The sequence below is a fragment of the Pseudomonas frigoris genome (genome assembly GCF_047758635.1).
Classification (GTDB): Bacteria; Pseudomonadota; Gammaproteobacteria; order Pseudomonadales; family Pseudomonadaceae; genus Aquipseudomonas; species Aquipseudomonas frigoris.
Map to the genome: position 1 here is coordinate 5,590,417 of NZ_CP180479.1, position 19,999 is coordinate 5,610,415.

Consider the following 19,999-nt stretch of genomic DNA (forward strand, 5'->3'; position numbering starts at 1 on the left):
CGCCTTCGCGAGCAAGCCCGCTTCCACATTCGACCGAGTTCTTTCAGAAAGAATGCGATTGAATGTGGGAGCGGGCTTGCTCGCGAAGAACGATGACACGGTTTCAGCTATTTAATGGCCATTGCCGGAATGCCCACCCGCATGGCCAGCGCCCTGCCCTGCGCCTTTGCCAGCCTCGCCTTTTCTGCCGCCCTTAGCTGTTTGACCGGCTTTATCCGCCTCAGCCTTGGCCTTCTCGGCCTCTTTACCGAGCTGATCGACGGTCTGCAAATTGCTCTTGCGAACGCTGTCGACGAACCCCTGGAACGGCAGATCGGTAATGCCCACCAGCCCGAAGTGCCCGTTCTCGCCATCCAGCAGACGACCGGTAACCGGTTGGTCAAGGTATTGGAACCAGTGCACGCCGACGATCGACGGTTCGCTCATCGCCTGTTTGAGGAAATTGGCGTAAGCCGACCCACGGTCCTCTTCCTTCGCCAATTGCGTCACGCCGCCCCAGAACGGACCGCGATCCGCGGAGCCGAAGTTGAACTCGGTGATCAGCACCGGTTTGTCCAGGCTGCGCAGCTTGGCGAAGTCATAACCGTCCTGCGGTTGCAGGGTGTACATGTTGAAGCTCAGCACGTCGCAATACTGGGCGCAGGATTCAACCGCTTCCGGTGTGCTGATGGCAAACCGGCCACCCAGCAACAGCTGATTCGGCGCGTGCCACTTGAGCGAATCGGAGAGGGTCTTGAAGTACGTGTCGGCGAAAACCTTCTGGAAGTATTTGAAGTCGGCTTCGATTTCCGGGTGTTCGGCGCTTGGCAGCGGCGGCACGAAGCCCGGGTCTTCCATCAATTCCCAGGCCGGCAAATCAATGCCCCAGGCTTTGGATAGGCCCGCCTGATTGCGGTATTTGTCCCGCAATTGCTTGAGGAATGCGCGCTTGGCCGGTACGTCGGTGGTCATTTTCAAGGTGCCATAGGCCAAGGCGTAACGGGCTTTCGGGTCGTCGCCGGGGCCGGCCCAGGCCAGTTCGTTATCGGCGAAGTAACCGATCAGCCATGGATCATCGCGATGATCGCGCGCGGCAATGGCCACGGCACGTTCGGTGGCCATGGCGAATCGTGGGTCGAACGGGTCGGGCATGCCGCCCCACCAGTCGGTGCCGGTGCTGATGCTGGCGTAATCGCCGACGATCGACAGCGGCAAGGTGTACGGCACGCGATCAGCGTTGGCCAGCGCCGGGGCGCTCCAGTTGCCGAGGGTGTTGAAGCCCCAGGCTTGCAGGCGATCCAGGGTGTGACTGGCCCAGCGCTGTTCATCAACCACCGCTTTGCAAGGTTCGGCAGGTGTTTGCTCAGCTGCTTTCGCGGCGGTCGCTTCAACGGCGCCGGTCTTGGCGGCTTCGGCGACACCGGATTCGGCCGTCGAAGGAACGACAGGTTGCTCAGCAGCCTTCTCCACCGTTGCCGTTGCCGCAACCGCGTCAGCCTTGGCCGCTTCGGCGACACCGGCCTTAGTGTCGCTTGTCACCACACACGGCGCGCCATACAGACGCTGCAAGTTGGCGCCATAGAAGTCGTACCAACGACCGGCATTGTAGCCTCGGCCCTGATCGACGCCGTTGCCGCCAGGGTTATCGCCTTCGCCATAGTGGCTGGCCAGCGGCTCGTCGGGTTTGGGCAGGGATTCAAACATCCACTCGCGGCCCGCGACGTAGGTCTGGTCGACGTCCGGGGTGACGGTGTTGACCCCGAGCGAATAGAACGGATGGCCTTCCGGGGTCACCAGGTACCAGCGACCGTCGCGCTTCTCAGTGCGGAAAAACCCGCTGGCCTTGAATGCCGGGCCTTTGTTCCAGCCACCGAACTTGTCCAGGGACGACTTCTCGCGCTCGGCCAGCCAGGTTTTCAGTTGCTGATGTTCCTTGGCGGCGGCGCTTTTCAGTTGCTCGTCGCTGCTGACTTTCTCTGGCCATTTGGCCCGTGTCGACTGGCCGTAAGCGTCTACAAGGCCGCCAAAAGCCGCTTGGGTGACCGCATCGCCGTCCTGCACGCCAAAGCGCTCCAGCAGGATGCTCTGGGCGACTTTCGGCTGATCCATCGACAAGGTCACCGACACCACCTGGCTGCGCTCCAGCTCACCGGCGCTGCTGGCCAGCAATACGCGCTGCCCCTCAAAAGTGATCGGCATCGGCGGGCCGGCTTTCAGGCCAAGGTTCAATGGCGTAAATGGCTGCAGCGGCACCCATAAAGTTTGCGCAGGGCCGGCCGGCAAGTCGACGCGGCTGACCAGTGTCTTGCCGTCGTTGCTCTGGATTGTCACGTACAGGGTCACGGCCCAGTTCATTGCGCTCTGAATCCGCAAACTCATGAAGCCCGCCTGGGACCAGTCCCAGACGCCAGTCTGCGGGGTCAGACGCAAGGTCGGTTGTGCCACCGGGTTGAACGTCACCCGACGCAGCACTTCGCCTTCGGCCGTTTGCTCGGCGTTGGATTGCGGCAGGCTGGCGTCCTGAGTCGCCACTTGGACCACATCGGTGGGGCGCACAAAGTTGAACAGCGTCTGTTGGCCGGCAGGAGCCGCCAGCAAAGGGGCTGCGAACATCAGAGCGAAAACGGCAGGTAACGAACGGCGCAGCGAACGGCGAATCATGAGAACGAAATTCTCCCTAACGACCCAGATGGGCCAGTGGAAATGCGATGGCAGAGAGATAGACAACGGGTTGGGCAAAATTGCCCAGCCCTGTATCAGGAAATTTCACGACGGAAGGGTGGCAACGCATTGAGGATCGCTTTGCCATAACGCTGGGTCACCAGACGTCGATCGAGCAAGGTGATGGTGCCGCGGTCTTCTTCGGTGCGCAGCAAGCGACCGCAGGCCTGGACCAGCTTCAGCGAAGCATCCGGCACGGAGATTTCCATGAACGGATTGCCACCCCGAGCCTCGATCCACTCGGCCAGGGCCGCTTCGACCGGATCATCGGGCACCGAGAATGGAATCTTCGCGATCACCACGTGCTCGCAATACGCGCCGGGCAAGTCGACCCCTTCGGCAAAACTCGCCAGGCCGAACAACACGCTGGAATCGCCGCCATCGACCCGCGCCTTGTGCTTGTTCAGGGTTTCCTGTTTCGACAGGTTGCCTTGAATGAACACTTGCTTGCGCCAGTCGCGGTCAAGGCCGTCGAACACGTCCTGCATCTGTTTGCGCGAAGAGAACAGCACCAGGGTACCGCGCGAACCTTCCACCAAGGCCGGCAAGTCGCGGATGATCGCTGCAGTGTGGGCCGGCGCATCACGCGGATCGGCCTTCAGGTCCGGCACTCGCAGCACGCCAGCATCAGCATGATGAAACGGGCTTGGAACCACTGCGGTCACGGCTTTTTTCGGCAAGCCGGCGCGCATGCGGAAGCGGTCGAAGGTACCGAGCGCGGTCAGGGTCGCGGAGGTCACCAGAGCGCCGTAGGCCACGTTCCACAAATTGCGACGGAGCATTTCTGCCGCGAGGATCGGGCTGGCGTTGACCTCGATGTCGAACAGCGAACCGCTTTCGGCCAGGGTCAGCCAGCGGGCCATCGGCGGGTTGTCTTCCGGGTCTTCAGCGGTGAAAGCGCCCCACAATTCCCAGTTGCCCGAAGAGCGGGACAACAGGCTACCGAACAGCGGGTACCACTCTTCAGCCTGGTTGCTGGCGATGCCGATGTTGACCTCGCCGTCCATGCCTTCCTTGAGCAGTTCGGTCAGTCGGGTAAAGACATCGGTCAGACGGGCAAAGCCCTTCTTCAGCTCGATGCCCATTTCGCGCATGTGCTCGGGAACGACCCCACCGACAAAGCGATGACGCGGCCGCTCGCGACCTTCAACGTCTTCGCCGGGTTTGAAATCGGCGACCTGCTCGCAGGCGGTGAACATGAATTGCTGCTGGGTTTTGATCTCCCGTGCCAGTTCCGGCACTTGTTCGATCAACTTGCCCAGATCGCCCGGCAGCGGGTGCTGGGCCAGCAACTTGGTGAGGTTCTTGGCGGTGGTTTCCAGCCAGTCGGCGGTGGAACGCAGACGCGTGTAATGGGCGAAATGGCCGATGGCCTTGTCCGGCAGGTGGTGGCCTTCGTCGAACACGTAGATGGTGTCGCGCGGGTCCGGCAGCACGGCGCCGCCGCCCAGCGCCAAGTCGGCCAGGACCATGTCGTGGTTGGTGACGATCACGTCGACCTTGCCCATGCCTTCGCGGGCCTTGTAGAAGGCGCACTGGCCGAAGTTCGGACAATGGCGGTTGGTGCATTGGCTGTGATCGGTGGTCAGGCGCGCCCAGTCGGCATCTTCCAGGGCGGTGGACCAACTGTCGCGGTCGCCGTCCCACTTATTGCCGGCGAGTTTCTCGATCATGCTGGTGAACAGCTTCTGACTGGCCTCGTCGACCTCGATCTTGAAACCTTCTTCTTCAAACAGCTGCGCCGTGGCGGTTTGCGCGTGACCTTCCTGGAGCAACATGTCGAGCTTGGACAGGCACATGTAGCGCCCGCGCCCCTTGGCCAGGGCAAAGCTGAAATTCAGCCCGCTGTTGCGCATCAGGTCGGGCAAATCCTTGTAGACGATCTGCTCTTGCAGGGCCACGGTGGCCGTGGCAATCACCAGGCGCTTGCCGGCGGCCTTGGCAGTGGGAATGGCGGCCAGGCTGTAGGCCACGGTTTTGCCGGTACCGGTGCCGGCTTCCACCGCGACAATCGCGGGGTCGCCACTGCGCCGGCCTTCGTCGTCGGTGTCGATGTCACCGAGGACCTTGGCAATTTCGGCGATCATCAGGCGTTGGCCGTAGCGCGGCTTGAGGCTCTTGGCTTCGAGAAAACGCGAGTAGGCGCCCTGGATCGTGGTTTTAAGTTCGGTGCTGATCATGATTGTCGGGCGCGAAAAACGCTGGATAAATTTTCAGTGGTTCGGATGGGCCGCTATCATACCCCGCTAATTAATCCCGCGCAGAACGGAGTACCCCAATGACACCTTTTGGCCTTGTTTATACCCTGCATGTACTGTCAGCCCTGGTGTGGGTTGGCGGCATGTTTTTCGCGTGGATGGTCTTGCGCCCCGCGGCAATGAAGGCTTTGGAAGGCCCTGCCCGCTTGAAGCTGTGGGTAGAAGTGTTTCAAGGTTTTTTCCGCTGGGTCTGGGTCGCGGTGGTGCTGTTGCCGGTCAGCGGTGTGGGCATGATTCATTTGCAGTACAGCGGTTTTGAAGCGGCGCCGCGGTATGTGCAGGTGATGATGGGGTTGTACGTGGTGATGACGGCGCTGTTTATCCGGATTCAGGCGTTGTTGTTGCCAGAGTTGCGCACGGCGGTGGCGGCGCAGGATTGGCCGACCGGGGCTGCTACGCTTGGGAAAATTCGCAAGTTGGTGGGGATTAATCTGATTGTCGGGTTGGTGCTGGTGGCGATTGCTGCGGCTCGGCCGATGTTCTAAAGCCTCACAGCTTTTGTGGCGAGGGGACTTGTCCCCGTTGGACCGCGCAGCGGTCTCCTGCATTCCTACAGATACACCGCACACTCAGGTTTTACGACTGCTTCGCAGCCGAACGGGGTGATGCGGCATTCCGACAAGTCCCCTCGCCACAGGGGAGCTCAGTCATTCTTACAACCGCTGCAAGGTCACCGAACCCGCCGCACCGGCAGGCCCCGTCTGACCATCAACCCCAGGGCGGCCGCTCTTGCCGCCATCGGCCTTGTAAACGAAACAGCCCTTGGCCTTGCCACCCGCGCCCGGTTTACCGCCAGGCCCGGCCACACCACCGTCACCGCCGGCCACCTGGACCTTGATCAGTTCCGCCGGGTAATCACGCGGCACTTCCAGACGAACCAGTGCACCCGGCGCGCCCGGCTGACCGTCACTTCCATCACTGCCGTCGGCACCACGGCCGGCCTGGCCCCAGGTACAACCCGGTGCCTGACCGTTGGCCCCATCGAGACCGACGAAACCCGGTGCGCCCGCGCCGCCGCGAGCGTCCACCAACAATTGCGGCGCACTCAGTGCCTTGATCTGCATGTTCAGGTTACGCCCGGAGCGGGCGGCCTTGAGGTAAGTCCCCGGCGCGCCGCGAGCCGTGATCTGGCTGCCTTCCGACAACTGCGCACGACTGACCTTCAGCTCAAGCGGCTGTTCGCCGGGTACGATGGCGATCCGCGCTTCACGACCCAGACGCAATTCACCGACGGATACCTCCGTCACATTCGAGGGAATCAATAACGTTCCGTAGTCGGCCACTTCCAAGCGTTCCAGCTGCAAGGTGCTGGCGGTGTTGGGCAAACGCATCAGCGAGTTGGTTTCGACGCTCACCACCTGGGCGCAGGCCAACGGGCTGATGAGTGCAGCGAGCAGACAGAGTTTACGCATGGGAAGCCTTAGACGCGGTCGGAGCCGGGATGGTTTGCAGGTGGAAAACGCCGAAAAAGAGGATCTTCAGGCGATCAAGCCAAGGGTGAGCGCGACCTCTGAGGCTGCGGAAACAGAACACCGCCTCAAGAAGATGAAGGCATGCCAGCAGGCTGCCGGCCAGATCGACCAGCAGGTGCAGAGGATTGACAAACGGCATGAGCTGATTGACCAGCACCACCAGCCAGAACAGCAGGGTCAACAACTTCCCAAGCCCCCAAAACACGTTCATACGCTTCCCCGTTGAGAATTATTCTTTGCGCGCACAGTACCGGCTTCCACGCGGGATAAGCCAGAGGGCAACGGAAAATTCTTCATTAAGACCGCCGAATGGCCGTCGGACTGACTATTGTGGTCCGACGGCTCTATCACGGGGCTCAGCGATTGATGTGCAACTCCACCCGACGGTTTTTCGCCCGCCCTTCTTCCGTTTCGTTATCGGCCACTGGCTGACTTTGGCCCTTGCCCTCGCTGGTGAGCTTGTTCGGCGCCACGCCCTGACTCAACAGGTAGGCCGCCACGCTACTGGCACGACGTTCCGAGAGTGCCTGGTTATAGGTGTCCGAGCCGATGCTGTCGGTATGACCGATCACCTTGATGCTCACCACATCGGCGCTTTGCAGTTTGGGCATCAGCGAATCCAGCTTGCTCTGCGCGGCTGGGGTCAGTTCGGATTGGTTGAAGGCAAACAGTACGTCGCCCGCGTCGCTCAGGGTGATGACCTCCGATTGAGCAGGTTCAGGTTTCACGCTGGCCGGGTACTGCGGCAATGGGCAACCATGATGTTCGACGGGGGTATTGGCCGGCGTATCAGGGCAGCGATCGCGTCGATCGAAGACTCCATCATCGTCTTCGTCGCCATCCTGGGCGTAACAGATCAAGCCACCGGTCAAGATACCAAGCGCCGCCCCACCGGCCGCCCAACCGCTACTTTGGAGAGCGCCCAGACCGCCACCGACCAGGCCGCCGATAACGCTGCAGATTGGCCAGGTTCGTTGATTGAGGGGGGCGGTGCCATCGCTGTGAGTAGCGCAACCGGTCAACAGGCTGCCAAGCAGCACAACCGGCAAGACGGTCCGTGTGAGAACACTCATGGTGAAAGCTCCTGTGTTACCGGCCAATGCCGGTCACACAGGAGTAAAGACCCGCATCCGCGACTGCACAAGCCGCGGAGTACGAGGGGGTTAGCGGTTGATTTTGATTTCCGTGCGACGGTTCATCGAGCGGCCGTCAGCGGTTTTGTTATCGGCAACCGGCTGGCTTTCACCGGCACCGGTAACAGACACGAATTCGCTGCGGGGTACGCCTTGGGAAATCAGGTACTCGACCACCGAGTGCGCTCGACGGTCCGACAATTTCTGGTTATAGGTATCGCTGCCAACGCTGTCGGTGTGACCGGTTACAGTCAGTTGGGCGTTAGGCGCTTCCCCTTTCAAGCGAGTGGCGATTTTATCGAGTACCAATTTGTCGGCCGGGGTCAGTGTGGCCTTGTCAAACTGGAAGTGAACATCGCGAATGACGATGACTTCTTCTTTAACCACGGCCGCTTCTTCGACCACTGGCGCAGGCACCGGTGGAGGGCAACCGTCGGCATCGACCCGCACGCCTCTAGGTGTTCCCGGGCACTTGTCGCGGCTATCCGGCACGCCATCGCCGTCTTCGTCGCCATCACCGTGAACCCAGCAATAGGCCGCAGCCGTGCCGCCGACGAGCAGCGCGCCATACCCCGCCCATGCCGAGCTCTCGGTCGCGCCGAGACCTGCACCCACGACACCACCGACCGCCGCACAGGTCGGCCAGTCGGTTTTCTGCAAACCTGCGCAACCAGTCAACACACTGGTTAGCAGAACCAAGGGTAATGCTGTGCGAACTATGCTCATCTAGTTTTCTCCTGAGGGGATCGGCAGAGAACCGATTCAGGTAGTAAAGACCCGAGTTTTAATCTCCGCCAGCAATAGGCCATTGCAGTTTTAACCCGTGTTCACGGCAGATCGGCGCTTTTAGGACGAACCAGCTCTAGGCCCGGCCCTTGGAGCAGGCTAGTCTTGGCAGCTCTGATTGAGGATCTTCGATGATTGCAGGTATTTCTTCGCGCACGCCCCAGCAGGCGTTGGCCGCTTTGCTTGATCTTTACGCCCCCGCGCGCCTGTTGCTGATTGGCGCCAGCGAGTTCCCCGCGCTTGAGGCCTTCAAGCTGGCGCACCCGGACACTCGTGTGGCTCATGCGGCACCTGGACCGTTGCCTGCTGAACTGGCGGCGCGCCGGTTTGACCTGGCGCTGGTGGTCGATTGCCTCGAACACTTGCCCAAACGCGATGGCCTGAACCTGCTTGGCGGGATCCGTAACCTCAACGCCAGTCGCATCGCGGTGCTGGCGGACTTGCCGGCCAGCGGCTGGCAGGAGACCGACTTTTTCTCCCTGGCCCTGCAAGCCAGCGAACGCTTCCAGCGCGACGATCAAGTGCTGACCCTGTTCACCTATGATCTGCTTGACTACAAACAAGTCCCCGACTGGCTCAACTCACGGTTCTGGGCCAATCCGGAAAACTTCGGGAAATATTGGTGGTAACGCAATGAGTACATCCATTTGCCCCTGCGGTAGCGGCACCCTGCTTGATGCCTGCTGCGGCCATTACCATGCCGGTCATCCGGCACCGTGTGCCGAAGCCTTGATGCGCTCGCGCTACAGCGCCTACGTACTGGGGCTGATCGATTATCTGGTGGCGACCACCCTGCCCGCACAACAGGCAGGGCTGGATCGACAGTCCATCAGCGACTGGAGCGCCCAAAGCACCTGGCTGGGCCTTGAGGTGGAAAGCTCCGAGGTCTTGGGCGGTCAGCCGGAACACGCCTTCGTGACGTTCACCGCGCGCTGGCACGACGGCAGCGGTGAACACAGCCACCGCGAGCGCTCGTCGTTCGTGCAGAACGCCGGCCACTGGTACTTCATCGACCCCACCGTACAACTCAAGGCCGGGCGCAACGATGCGTGCCCTTGTGCCAGCGGGCAGAAGTTCAAGAAGTGTTGTGCGGGTTATTTCAGCAGTTGAAGTGACGTCAAAAGATCGTCCGAACGCGGCCCGAGCCTTCGGCAGCTCCTACGGGTGTACGCCGATCCAGTGTAAGAGCTGCCGAAGGCTACGATCTTTTAGGGCTAGACTGGTGCTCAAGGGAGAAACCCGACCATGATCACCCGGCGACCCGCACTTTATCTGTTCACCCTGCTCCTGTTTCTGGGGCTTGGCGGCTGTGCGTCCTGGTTCGGCGATGATGAACCGGAACCGCAGGTGCATCTGGTCAAGGTCGAAGTGGTCCAGGCCAAACTGATGCAGCAAAAATTCCTGCTGCACTTTCGCGTCGACAACCCCAACGACAGTGACCTGACGGTGCGGGGCATCGAGTACCGCATTCACTTGGGCGACATGCTGCTGACCGAAGGTGAGCACGAACACTGGTTCACAGTCGGCCCCAAACGCAGTGCCTACTTCAAAGTGCCGATCCGCACCAACCTGTGGCCCAAGGTGCGGGATCTGGTGAAACTGCTGAAAAAACCCAAGCAGCCCATTCCCTATCGTCTGGAAGGTGAACTGGAAACCGGTTTATTCATCGCGCACTACGTGCACCTGGCGCGCAATGGCGTGATAATCCCCGCCGATTTAATTCCGGAGCAAAACCGATGACCCAGCAACCCCATGTCCATGGCCCTGACTGCAACCACGATCATGACGATCATGACCATCACGACCACCATGATCACGACCATGGCCATGTCCACGGCCCGAACTGCGGCCACGCCCACCAGGAACCGGTGCGCAACGCCCTGAAAGACGTCGGCCGCAACGACCCTTGCCCATGCGGCAACGGCAAGAAATTCAAGAAGTGCCACGGCGCTTGATGCTTCGGGTGGAGAACTTCTTCGCCTGTTGAATCGCCTTCGCGAGCAAGCCCGCACATTTGAGTTGCACCAGGCCCAATTTTTGCGGCCACTGCAAATCCCCTGTGGGAGCGGGCTTGCCCGCGAAGAGGCCCTCAAAGTCACCCTCACTTCAGGATCTGCGCAACGCTCACGACCGTCGCGTATTCGCCCTGTAGATTACCCAGCGACATCGCATGCACTTCCTCGGCTGTATGGGTTTTCCCAAAGTAGTCAGCCTTGTCGAAGGTAAAACACGCATCCTCCACGACCCACGTTTCAAACCCCAGATTCCCGGCCGTTCGCGCCGTGGATTCCACCGAGTTGTTGGTCGCTACGCCGACAATGACCAACTGATCGATCCCCGCCTCTCGCAAAATTTTCTCAAGCCCCGTCGCACAAAACGCATCCGGCACCTGCTTTTGAATAAGCTGCTCACCGGCCTGTGGCTGAAACCGCTCCTGAAATTCCACCCCCGATTGCTGCGGCCAGAACACCGAGCCAGGTGAACGGGACAGGTGCTGCACATGAATCACCGGTCGCCCGGTTCGGCGCCAATGCCCTAGCAAATCGAGGATTCGCTGCTCTGCCTGAAGATTATTTCGGCGACCGAGTTTGGGATGCAGAATGCCTTTTTGTTGATCGATGATGATCAGTGCCGCGTTTGTTTTGAGCTCCATGCCGGTTTTTCTCATGCGGGGTCATTGAATTTCACGCACTTCAGCATCACCTGTTCCTACAGGCAAGCTATCGAACGCAAACAGGACGACCTGATGCCGGCGTTTGCTGTCCGCAAGTAACGACATCTCTAGATTTGGAGTACTCCATGATCGACCTGTATTACTGGACCACCCCCAACGGCCACAAAATCTCGATATTCCTTGAAGAAGCCGGCCTGCCCTACAACGTGCACCCGATCAACATCAGCCAGAACGACCAGTTCAAACCCGAATTCCTGAAAATCTCCCCGAACAACAAAATTCCGGCCATCGTCGATCCCGAACCGGCCGATGGCGGTGAGCCGTTGGCACTGTTCGAGTCCGGGGCGATTTTGCTGTACCTGGCAGAGAAAACCGGCAAGTTCCTGCCCAAAGACCTGCGCGGTCGCCAACAAGCGCTGCAATGGTTGTTCTGGCAGATGGGCGGCCTGGGCCCGATGTCGGGGCAGAATCATCACTTCAGCCAGTTCGCGCCGGAGAAGATCCCCTACGCAATCAAGCGCTACATCGACGAAACCGCCCGCCTCTATGGGGTACTCGACAAGCAGCTGGCCGATAAAGACTTCGTCGCCGGCAGCGAATACAGCATTGCCGACATGGCGATCTACCCGTGGATCGTTTCCCACAAGTGGCAGAGCCAGAACCTGGAAGACTTCCCCAACGTGCTGCGCTGGTTCAACCACATCCAGAGCCGTCCGGCGACGGTGAAGGCGTATGCCCTCGCGGCCAAGATCAACCCGCCTAAATCCTGATGGAAGATCAAAAGATCGCAGCCTCGTTTCACTCGACAGCTCCTACAGGGAATGCAAAACCGTGTAGGAGCTGTCGAGTGAAACGAGGCTGCGATCTTTTTCCGTTCCACAGACAAATCCTGAAATAACCTGATACCCCGCTTGCGCGGCCACCTCCTGCTCACTAACGTAGCGCCTTTAATGACGCTACCCCCCCGCAGGAGCTTTGCCATGGCCTCGCCAGCCCTTACACATTTTCTTCCCCGGTTCGGCGTTGCCGCTGCAGTGGCCGGTGTTTTGAGCCTGACCGGTTGTCAGACCTGGAACACCCAGGACACCCTCCCGCCGACCACCGGTGTGCAGCCGCTCAAGGGCCTGGCGCAGAACGTTTCGGTACGCCGCAATGCCATGGGCATGCCGTTGATCGAAAGCAACACCTTCCACGACGCGCTGTTCACCCTGGGTTACGTCCACGCCACCGACCGGATCACGCAAATGGTCACCCTGCGCCTGTTGGCTCAGGGCCGTTTGTCGGAGATGTCTGGCTCAGACCTGCTGGACGCTGACCGCTACATGCGCGCCGTCAATCTGAAGAAAAGCGCCGGCGAGCTGTACAAGGCGTCTTCGCCGCGCCTCAAACGCTTCTTCGAAGTCTATGCCCGCGGCGTCAACGCCTACCTGTTCCGCTATCGCGACAAGCTGCCAGCGGACCTCGCGGCCACCGGCTACAAGCCTGAATACTGGAAGCCGGAAGATTCGGCGCTGATTTTCTGCCTGCTGAACTTCAGCCAGTCGGCCAACCTGCCGGAAGAGATTGCCTCGCTGATGCTGGCCCAGACCGTCAGCACCGACAAGCTCCCATGGCTGACGCCGTCCGCTCCCGATGAAAAACTACCGCTAGCCGAAGCTGAAAAACTTCAGGGCATCAAGCTCAACGGGCAAATCCCGGGCCTGGCCGAGATCAGCAAAGCCACGAGCCAACTGTCCGATCTGAATTTGCTGGGCGCCACCTCGTCGAACAACTGGGCGATCGGCCCGCAACGCAGTCGCAGCGGCAAAAGCCTGCTGGCCAGCGACAGTCATGGCCCACTGGGCGTGCCGTCGTTGTTCAGTTACGTGCAGATTCGCGCGCCGAAGTACCAGGCTTCTGGTGTGACGATTGCCGGTTTGCCGATGGTGCTCGGCGGTTTCAACGGCAAAGTGGCGTGGAGCATGACCACCGTCATGGGCGACAACCAGGACCTGTTCCTGGAAAAAATCAAACGCCAGGGCAATGGTCTTTCCTACGAAGTCGGCGGCAAATGGCAGCCGGCGATCGTGCGAAACGAAACCTACTTCGTCAAAGGCCAGCGGCCGATTCGCGAAGTCGTGTACGAAACCCGCCATGGCCCGCTGCTCAACAGTGCCCAAGGCACGACGCTGGCCAACGGTTTCGGCCTGGCCTTGCAGACGCCGAACTTCACCGATGACAAGACCCTGGATGCGTTTTTCGACCTGTCCCGGGCGCAGACCGTCGAGAAAGCCTCGGACGCCAGCCGCGAAATCCGCGCCATCGCGCTGAACCTGGTATTTGCCGACGCCAGTAACATCGGCTGGCAAGTCACCGGTCGCTACCCAAACCGTCGCGAAGGTGAAGGCCTGCTGCCGTCGCCGGGCTGGGAAGGTCGTTACGATTGGGATGGTTACGCCGACCCGATGCTCCATCCCTATGACCAGGATCCGGCCCAGGGCTGGCTCGGCACTGCCAACCAGCGCGTCATTCCCCATGGCTACGGCATGCAGCTGTCCAATTCATGGTCGGCGCCGGAGCGTGGCGAACGCCTGGCCGAACTGGCGAGCGTGGGCAAACACGACACGCGCAGCCTGATCGCCATGCAATACGACCAGACCACAACCTTCGCTGCCAAGCTGAAGAAAATGTTCGACGCACCGGGCATGTCGCAACCGCTCAAGCAGGCCATTGAAGCGTTGCCTGTGGCGGATCGTGGCAAGGCTCGCGAGGCGTATACCCGCTTGATGGCCTTCGACGGCAAACTCAGCCCGACCTCCGCTGATGCAGCGATTTACGAATTGTTCCTGCAGCAAAGCACCCAGCAAATCTTCCTCGACGAACTGGGCCCGGAAAGCAGCCCGACGTGGAAAGCCTTTATCGCCAACGGTAAGTTGTCCTACGCGGCCCAGGCCGATCACCTGCTGGGGCGTGAGGACAGTCCGTTCTGGGATGACGCTCGCACACCGCAGAAAGAAGATAAACCGGCGATCCTCGCCCGCAGCCTGGCAGCCACGATCAGCGCGGGCGACAGCCAGTTGGGCGGCGTTCACAAAGCCTGGCAGTGGGGCAAACTGCACCGCTACGAGTGGAAAAACGCCAGTGGCCAGACAGTACGCGGTCCGCTCGCGGCCGGTGGCGACCACACCACGCTGAATACCGCAGCGCTCGCCTGGGGTCAGGACTTCAACACCACGCTGGCGCCGGCCACGCGCTTTATCGTCGACTTCGGCCAGGCCGAACCGCTGATGGGGCAGAACGGTACGGGGCAATCCGGTAATCCGGCGAGTCCAAACTACCTCGACAGCATTGATCCTTGGCTGAAGGGGCAATACATGAGTTTGCCGATGCAGCCGCAGAACTTTGACAAGGTGTATGGGAAGACGCGGTTGACGCTGACACCCGGTAAGTAAGGCTCAACACCGAACCAATGTGGGAGCGGGCTTGCTCGCGAAGGCGTCGTATCAGTCAATATCATCGTTGCCTGACACACCGCTTTCGCGAGCAAGCCCGCTCCCACACTTGAATGTCACTTGCCCCAAAAACTCGATAGAACTTCTGGCTTCGCGCAAACCTCATAGCTAACAAGTCCCTAGATTTTGGTAACAACATGGATCTTGTTATCGCGCGTCCTGAAGGTTTGTACTGCCCGGCCGGGGATTTCTACATCGACCCGTGGCGGCCGGTCGAGCGTTCAGTCATCACCCACGCTCACGGCGACCATGCCCGCACCGGCAATCAGCATTATCTGGCGGCCGCTCCCGGCGAAGGGATTTTGCGTGCGCGATTGGGCCAGGACATCAACCTGCAAACCCTGCCCTACGGTCAACCCCTGACCCACCATGGTGTCACCTTGAGTTTTCACCCCGCCGGCCATGTCCTCGGCTCGGCACTGGTGCGTCTGGAATACGGCGGCGAAGTCTGGGTCGCCTCGGGCGACTACAAGATCGAGCCCGACGGCACCTGTGCGCCGTTCGAACCCGTGCGCTGCAATACCTTCATCACTGAATCGACCTTCGGCCTGCCTATTTATCGCTGGCAGCCCCAGGCGCACGTGTTTGCCGAGATCAATCAGTGGTGGCAAGCCAACGCCGCCGCCGACAAAACCAGCGTGTTGTTCTGCTATGCCTTCGGCAAGGCGCAGCGAATTCTCCACGGCATCGATGCCAGCCTAGGCCCCATTCTGGTGCATGGCGCCGTGGAACCGCTCAATCAGGTTTATCGCCAAGGTGGTATTTATTTACCGCCAACGATCTATGCCGGCGAGGTAAAAAAGAGCGACCCCATGATGCGCAAGGCGTTGGTCCTGGCCCCGCCTTCGGCTGGCGGCAGCACCTGGATGCGTCGCTTCGGTGACTACAGCGATGGTTTCGCCAGCGGCTGGATGCGTTTGCGTGGCACACGGCGGCGACGTGGCGTGGATCGTGGCTTTGTACTGTCTGACCATGCCGACTGGCCCGGCCTGCTCTGGGCCATAGAACAGACCGGTGCTGAGCGCGTGATGGTGACCCACGGTTCGGTCGGAGTACTGGTGCGCCATCTGCGCGAACAGGGTCTCGATGCCATGAGTTTCAGCACCGAGTACGGCGACGATGAGGAAGAAAATGCAGCCGTCGACCCCGAGAGCGCCGAGGTGCTGCCATGAAGGCGTTCGCCGAGTTGTACGCCGAACTCGATGCCACGACGTCGAGCAACGCCAAACTGGCGGCGATGCAACACTACTTCGCCGAGGCCGCGCCGGAAGATGCCGCATGGGCTGTTTACTTTTTGTCCGGCGGGCGGCCTCGGCAACTGGTGCCGGTGAGCATCCTGCGAGAGTTGGCGGTGGAGATCTCCGGCCTCTCGCCGTGGCTGTTCGAAGAGAGTTATCAGGCAGTCGGCGATCTGGCGGAAACCATATCGCTGGTGCTGCCCGAAGCGCTTCACAGCTCCAACGATGGATTGGCGGTCTGCATTGAAGACAAACTGCTGCCGCTGCGCGGTGAAACCCCGCAAGTCCTTGCCGAGCGACTGCCTGCCCTGTGGTCGCAACTGGACCGCCAGAGCCTGATGCTCTGCATCAAACTGATCACCGGCAGCTTCCGCGTCGGGGTCTCCAAGTTGCTGGTCACCCGCGCCTTGGCGGCCATGGCCGGGCTCGACAGCAAACGCGTCGCCCAGCGACTGGTGGGTTACACCGACCTGTCCAACCGCCCGAGTGCGTCCAGTTATTTGAAGCTGATTGCCACCGAATCGTCTGATGAACATGCCCAACGTGGCGGTCAGCCCTACCCGTTTTTCCTCGCTCACGCGCTATCACAACCCGTTGAACAATTCGAAGCCCTGCTCGGCCCGGCCAGCGATTGGCAAGTGGAATGGAAGTGGGACGGCATCCGCGCCCAGGTGGTCAAACGCGAGGGGCGACTGTGGATCTGGTCGCGAGGTGAAGAGCTGGTCACCGAGCGCTTCCCCGAACTCGAGCGTCTGGTTCACTGCTTGCCCGATGGCACGGTGATCGACGGTGAAATCGTCGCTTGGAAAACCGAACAACCCACCACAGAGGACGCCTTCAGCCCTCAATCCCCGACTTCACCGGCGGTAAAGCCTTTCGCTCTGTTGCAACAACGAATCGGCCGTAAAACCCTGGATAAAAAAATCCTCGAAGAAGTGCCGGTGGTGGTCCTCGCCTACGACCTGCTGGAATGGCAGGGCGAAGACTGGCGCAACCAGCCTCAAGCCAAGCGTCGCACTCAACTGGAGCACGTCGTCGCCAGCGGCCACAACCCGGTGTTACTCCTTTCACCCCTGCTCACCGGCGAAGACTGGTTCGACCTCGCCCGACAACGGCAAGCCTCCCGCAAGCTCGGTGTCGAAGGCATGATACTCAAGGCCCGGGATGCGTTGTATGGCGTCGGGCGTACCAAGGACATGGGCGTCTGGTGGAAATGGAAAGTCGACCCGTTCAGCGTCGATGCGGTGCTGATTTATGCGCAACGTGGTCATGGTCGCCGCGCCAGTCTCTACAGCGATTACACCTTCGCCGTGTGGGACGGCCCGCCTGAGGCGAGCGAACGCGCACTGGTGCCGTTCGCCAAGGCGTATTCGGGGCTGACAGACGAAGAAATGCGCCAGGTCGACAGCATCGTGCGCAAGACTACCGTAGAGAAATTCGGGCCGGTGAGCAGCGTGACGCCGAGCCTGGTGTTTGAACTGGGATTTGAGGGCATCGCCCTGTCCAAACGACACAAGAGCGGGATTGCGGTGCGGTTTCCGAGGATGTTGCGCTGGCGGCAGGATAAAACCGTCGAAGAAGCGGACAACCTGGCGACGCTTCAGGACCTGTTGAGCTAAACCGAATCCCTGTGGGAGCGGCGGTGCGGCGATCCGACTTGCTCACGAAGAGGCCATCACATCCAACATCTATGTTGGCTGATACACCGCTTTCGCGAGCAAGTCGGATCGCCGCACCGCCGCTCCCACAGGGATTTGTGCGATTCCAAACCAAGTTGGTGCATCAAATTTTCAATGCCCGTTTTCGTGCACAAATCCCTCCTTGCCATTTCTTGAATCACCTTTTAAAACACTTGTTCGGGACTCTGGTTCGGAAATTGCTACTTTCATAGGGTCTTACGCTTTCCAGTAACAATAATTCTGCGCCACAAGCGCTCATATTGGTTTTTAGGGATTGAATAATGAAAAAAGCATTGCTGACCTTTTCTGCACTGGCGTTGTGCATGGCAGCCGGTTCCGCGCTGGCCAAGGAATACAAGGAATTGCGTTTTGGCGTTGACCCTTCCTACGCTCCGTTCGAGTCGAAAGCGGCTGACGGTAGCCTGGTAGGGTTCGACATCGATCTGGGTAACGCGATCTGCGCCGAGCTGAAGGTCAAGTGCAAATGGGTCGAAAGCGATTTCGACGGCATGATTCCGGGCCTGAAGGCCAATAAATTCGACGGTGTGATCTCTTCGATGACCGTCACCCCGGCCCGCGAAAAAGTCATCGACTTCTCCAGCGAGCTGTTCTCCGGCCCAACCGCTTACGTATTCAAGAAAGGTTCCGGCCTGACCGAAGACGTAGCTTCGCTGAAGGGCAAAACCGTCGGCTACGAGCAAGGCACCATTCAGGAAGCCTATGCCAAAGCCGTTCTGGACAAGGCTGGCGTGAAAACCCAGGCCTATCAGAACCAGGATCAGGTGTATTCCGACCTGACTTCCGGTCGCCTCGACGCAGCGATCCAGGACATGCTGCAAGCCGAACTGAGCTTTTTGAAATCGCCAAATGGCGCCGGTTACGAAATCAGCAAGCCGGTGGACAGCGAATTGCTGCCAGCCAAAACGGCTGTCGGTATCTCGAAAGGTAACAAAGACCTCAAGGCACTTTTGGATAAAGGTATCAAAGCGTTACACGACGATGGCACCTACGCCACCATTCAGAAGAAACACTTTGGCGATCTGAATCTGTACAGCGGCAAATAATGCCAGGCGCCCATCTTGCGATGGGCGCTTTTTTTACTCGATCAGGTTGCTGATTTATGTTCGAAAACCTCTTACAAAACCTGGGGCTCTCAGCCTTCAGCCTCAAGGGCTTCGGTCCGCTGCTGATGGAAGGCACCTGGATGACCATCAAATTATCGGTGCTGTCGCTGTTGGTGGCCGTTTTGCTCGGCTTGCTCGGCGCCAGTGCCAAACTGTCAAAAGTCAAACTGGTACGGGTTCCGGCCCAGCTCTACACCACACTGATTCGCGGTGTGCCGGACCTGGTGCTGATGCTGTTGATCTTCTACAGCCTGCAGACCTGGTTGACGTCGTTTACCGATTTCATGGAATGGGAATACATCGAGATCAACCCGTTCAGCGCCGGGGTCATCACCCTGGGCTTCATTTATGGCGCGTACTTCACTGAAACCTTCCGTGGCGCGATTCTCGCGGTCCCACGGGGCCAGGTAGAAGCGGCGACCGCGTATGGCCTCAAGCGCGGCCAGCGTTTCTGGATCGTGGTGTTCCCGCAGATGATGCGTTTTGCCCTGCCGGGTATCGGTAACAACTGGATGGTGATGCTCAAGGCCACCGCACTGGTCTCGATCATCGGCCTGGCCGACCTGGTCAAGGCTGCGCAGGACGCCGGTAAAAGCACTTATCAGCTGTTCTACTTCCTGGTGCTTGCAGCACTGATTTACCTGCTGATCACCAGTGCCTCCAACTTCGTCTTGCGCTGGCTCGAACGCCGCTACGCCGCCGGTTCCCGGGAGGCCGTACGATGATCGAGCTCTTGCAGGAATACTGGAAAGCTTTCCTTTATACCGACGGCTACAACATCACCGGCCTGGCCATGACCATGTGGCTGCTCAGTGCGTCGATCTTCATCGGTTTTCTGGTGTCGATTCCACTCTCTATCGCCCGGGTTTCGCCGAACTTCTACATCCGCTGGCCGGTGCAGTTCTACACCTACCTGTTCCGCGGTACGCCGTTGTATATCCAGCTGCTGATCTGCTACACCGGGATTTACAGCCTGGCCGCGATCCGTGCGCAACCGGTGCTGGATGCGTTCTTTCGCGATGCGATGAACTGCACGATCCTGGCTTTCGCCCTGAACACCTGCGCCTACACCACAGAGATTTTCGCCGGGGCGATTCGCAGCATGGCGCATGGTGAAGTCGAAGCGGCCAAGGCTTACGGTCTGACAGGCTGGAAGCTTTATGCCTACGTGATCATGCCTTCGGCCCTGCGTCGTTCGTTGCCTTATTACAGCAACGAAGTGATTTTGATGCTGCACTCAACCACCGTGGCCTTCACCGCGACCATCCCGGACATCTTGAAAGTCGCGCGAGACGCCAACTCGGCGACCTTTCTGACTTTCCAGTCGTTCGGCATCGCTGCGCTGATCTACCTGACCGTTACCTTTGCGCTGGTCGGCCTGTTCCGCCTCGCCGAACGCCGATGGCTGGCCTTCCTCGGGCCGACCCACTAGGACCCGCTTTAG

The 19,999-nt window shown here is 59.9% G+C and carries 19 protein-coding genes; 12 read left to right on the forward strand and 7 right to left on the reverse strand.

Features of this window, described 5'->3' with window-relative positions; translation table 11 throughout:
• Nucleotides 1–111: 111 nt before the first annotated feature.
• Both ACMXYH_RS25720 and dinG read right to left on the reverse strand, forming a co-directional pair.
• Complete coding sequence (locus tag ACMXYH_RS25720; protein ID WP_415765368.1) at nucleotides 112–2,640, reverse strand: beta-galactosidase; 2,529 nt, start codon at nucleotides 2,638–2,640, stop codon at nucleotides 112–114.
• Nucleotides 2,641–2,735: 95 nt separating this feature from the next.
• Complete coding sequence (gene dinG, locus ACMXYH_RS25725; RefSeq protein WP_129441764.1) at nucleotides 2,736–4,880, reverse strand: ATP-dependent DNA helicase DinG; 2,145 nt, start codon at nucleotides 4,878–4,880, stop codon at nucleotides 2,736–2,738.
• A 98-nt stretch (nucleotides 4,881–4,978) separates the two neighbouring features.
• Between dinG and ACMXYH_RS25730 the strand changes: the two genes are divergently transcribed.
• A complete protein-coding gene (locus ACMXYH_RS25730; RefSeq protein WP_134418799.1) occupies nucleotides 4,979–5,443 on the forward strand; it encodes a CopD family protein in 465 nt (154 codons plus the stop codon).
• Between the two features lie 168 nt (nucleotides 5,444–5,611).
• On the opposite strand, the gene ACMXYH_RS25735 is transcribed toward ACMXYH_RS25730, so the two are convergent.
• The 4 genes from ACMXYH_RS25735 to ACMXYH_RS25750 form a co-directional block, all read right to left on the reverse strand.
• Nucleotides 5,612–6,370: a collagen-like triple helix repeat-containing protein gene (locus ACMXYH_RS25735; RefSeq protein WP_415765369.1), complete on the reverse strand. Its 759-nt coding sequence runs from the start codon at nucleotides 6,368–6,370 to the stop codon at nucleotides 5,612–5,614.
• Nucleotides 6,363–6,641, reverse strand: a complete 279-nt coding sequence (locus tag ACMXYH_RS25740) for a DUF1145 domain-containing protein (protein ID WP_283183272.1) — start codon at nucleotides 6,639–6,641, stop codon at nucleotides 6,363–6,365. The genes ACMXYH_RS25735 and ACMXYH_RS25740 overlap by 8 nt, the downstream gene beginning before the upstream one ends.
• Before the next feature lie 145 nt (nucleotides 6,642–6,786).
• A complete protein-coding gene (locus ACMXYH_RS25745; protein WP_129441756.1) occupies nucleotides 6,787–7,503 on the reverse strand; it encodes an OmpA family protein in 717 nt (238 codons plus the stop codon).
• 90 nt (nucleotides 7,504–7,593) lie between these two features.
• Entirely contained in the window at nucleotides 7,594–8,289 is a 696-nt protein-coding gene (locus ACMXYH_RS25750) for an OmpA family protein (protein ID WP_129441754.1), read from the reverse strand.
• A gap of 191 nt (nucleotides 8,290–8,480) precedes the next feature.
• On the opposite strand from ACMXYH_RS25750, the gene ACMXYH_RS25755 reads away from it, so the two are divergent.
• From ACMXYH_RS25755 to ACMXYH_RS25770, 4 genes are all read left to right on the forward strand, one after another.
• Nucleotides 8,481–8,978: a DUF6231 family protein gene (locus ACMXYH_RS25755; protein ID WP_415765370.1), complete on the forward strand. Its 498-nt coding sequence runs from the start codon at nucleotides 8,481–8,483 to the stop codon at nucleotides 8,976–8,978.
• 4 nt (nucleotides 8,979–8,982) lie between these two features.
• Nucleotides 8,983–9,459, forward strand: coding sequence for a YchJ family protein (locus tag ACMXYH_RS25760; protein ID WP_348127446.1), 477 nt, complete (start codon nucleotides 8,983–8,985; stop codon nucleotides 9,457–9,459).
• Between the two features lie 135 nt (nucleotides 9,460–9,594).
• Complete coding sequence (locus ACMXYH_RS25765) at nucleotides 9,595–10,089, forward strand: LEA type 2 family protein (protein ID WP_129441748.1); 495 nt, start codon at nucleotides 9,595–9,597, stop codon at nucleotides 10,087–10,089.
• Entirely contained in the window at nucleotides 10,086–10,304 is a 219-nt protein-coding gene (locus ACMXYH_RS25770) for an SEC-C metal-binding domain-containing protein (protein WP_415765371.1), read from the forward strand. Before ACMXYH_RS25765 ends, ACMXYH_RS25770 begins: the two co-directional genes overlap by 4 nt.
• Before the next feature lie 146 nt (nucleotides 10,305–10,450).
• Here ACMXYH_RS25770 and ACMXYH_RS25775 read toward each other — a convergent pair whose 3' ends face one another.
• Nucleotides 10,451–11,002 carry a cysteine hydrolase family protein gene (locus ACMXYH_RS25775; RefSeq protein ID WP_415767753.1) on the reverse strand — a complete coding sequence of 184 codons (552 nt, stop codon included), beginning with the start codon at nucleotides 11,000–11,002 and terminating at the stop codon, nucleotides 10,451–10,453.
• 146 nt (nucleotides 11,003–11,148) lie between these two features.
• On the opposite strand from ACMXYH_RS25775, the gene ACMXYH_RS25780 reads away from it, so the two are divergent.
• From ACMXYH_RS25780 to ACMXYH_RS25810, 7 genes are all read left to right on the forward strand, one after another.
• Entirely contained in the window at nucleotides 11,149–11,793 is a 645-nt protein-coding gene (locus ACMXYH_RS25780) for a glutathione S-transferase N-terminal domain-containing protein (protein WP_415765372.1), read from the forward strand.
• Between the two features lie 210 nt (nucleotides 11,794–12,003).
• A complete protein-coding gene (locus ACMXYH_RS25785; protein ID WP_415765373.1) occupies nucleotides 12,004–14,454 on the forward strand; it encodes a penicillin acylase family protein in 2,451 nt (816 codons plus the stop codon).
• A gap of 197 nt (nucleotides 14,455–14,651) precedes the next feature.
• A complete protein-coding gene (locus tag ACMXYH_RS25790; protein ID WP_415765374.1) occupies nucleotides 14,652–15,686 on the forward strand; it encodes a ligase-associated DNA damage response exonuclease in 1,035 nt (344 codons plus the stop codon).
• Nucleotides 15,683–17,371, forward strand: a complete 1,689-nt coding sequence (locus tag ACMXYH_RS25795; RefSeq protein ID WP_415765375.1) for an ATP-dependent DNA ligase — start codon at nucleotides 15,683–15,685, stop codon at nucleotides 17,369–17,371. The genes ACMXYH_RS25790 and ACMXYH_RS25795 overlap by 4 nt, the downstream gene beginning before the upstream one ends.
• Before the next feature lie 341 nt (nucleotides 17,372–17,712).
• On the forward strand, nucleotides 17,713–18,495 hold the full coding sequence (locus ACMXYH_RS25800; RefSeq protein ID WP_415765376.1) for a transporter substrate-binding domain-containing protein: 783 nt from the start codon (nucleotides 17,713–17,715) through the stop codon (nucleotides 18,493–18,495).
• Nucleotides 18,496–18,551: 56 nt separating this feature from the next.
• Entirely contained in the window at nucleotides 18,552–19,280 is a 729-nt protein-coding gene (locus ACMXYH_RS25805; RefSeq protein ID WP_415765378.1) for an ABC transporter permease, read from the forward strand.
• Nucleotides 19,277–19,987, forward strand: a complete 711-nt coding sequence (locus tag ACMXYH_RS25810; RefSeq protein WP_415765379.1) for an ABC transporter permease — start codon at nucleotides 19,277–19,279, stop codon at nucleotides 19,985–19,987. The genes ACMXYH_RS25805 and ACMXYH_RS25810 overlap by 4 nt, the downstream gene beginning before the upstream one ends.
• Nucleotides 19,988–19,999 lie beyond the last annotated feature (12 nt).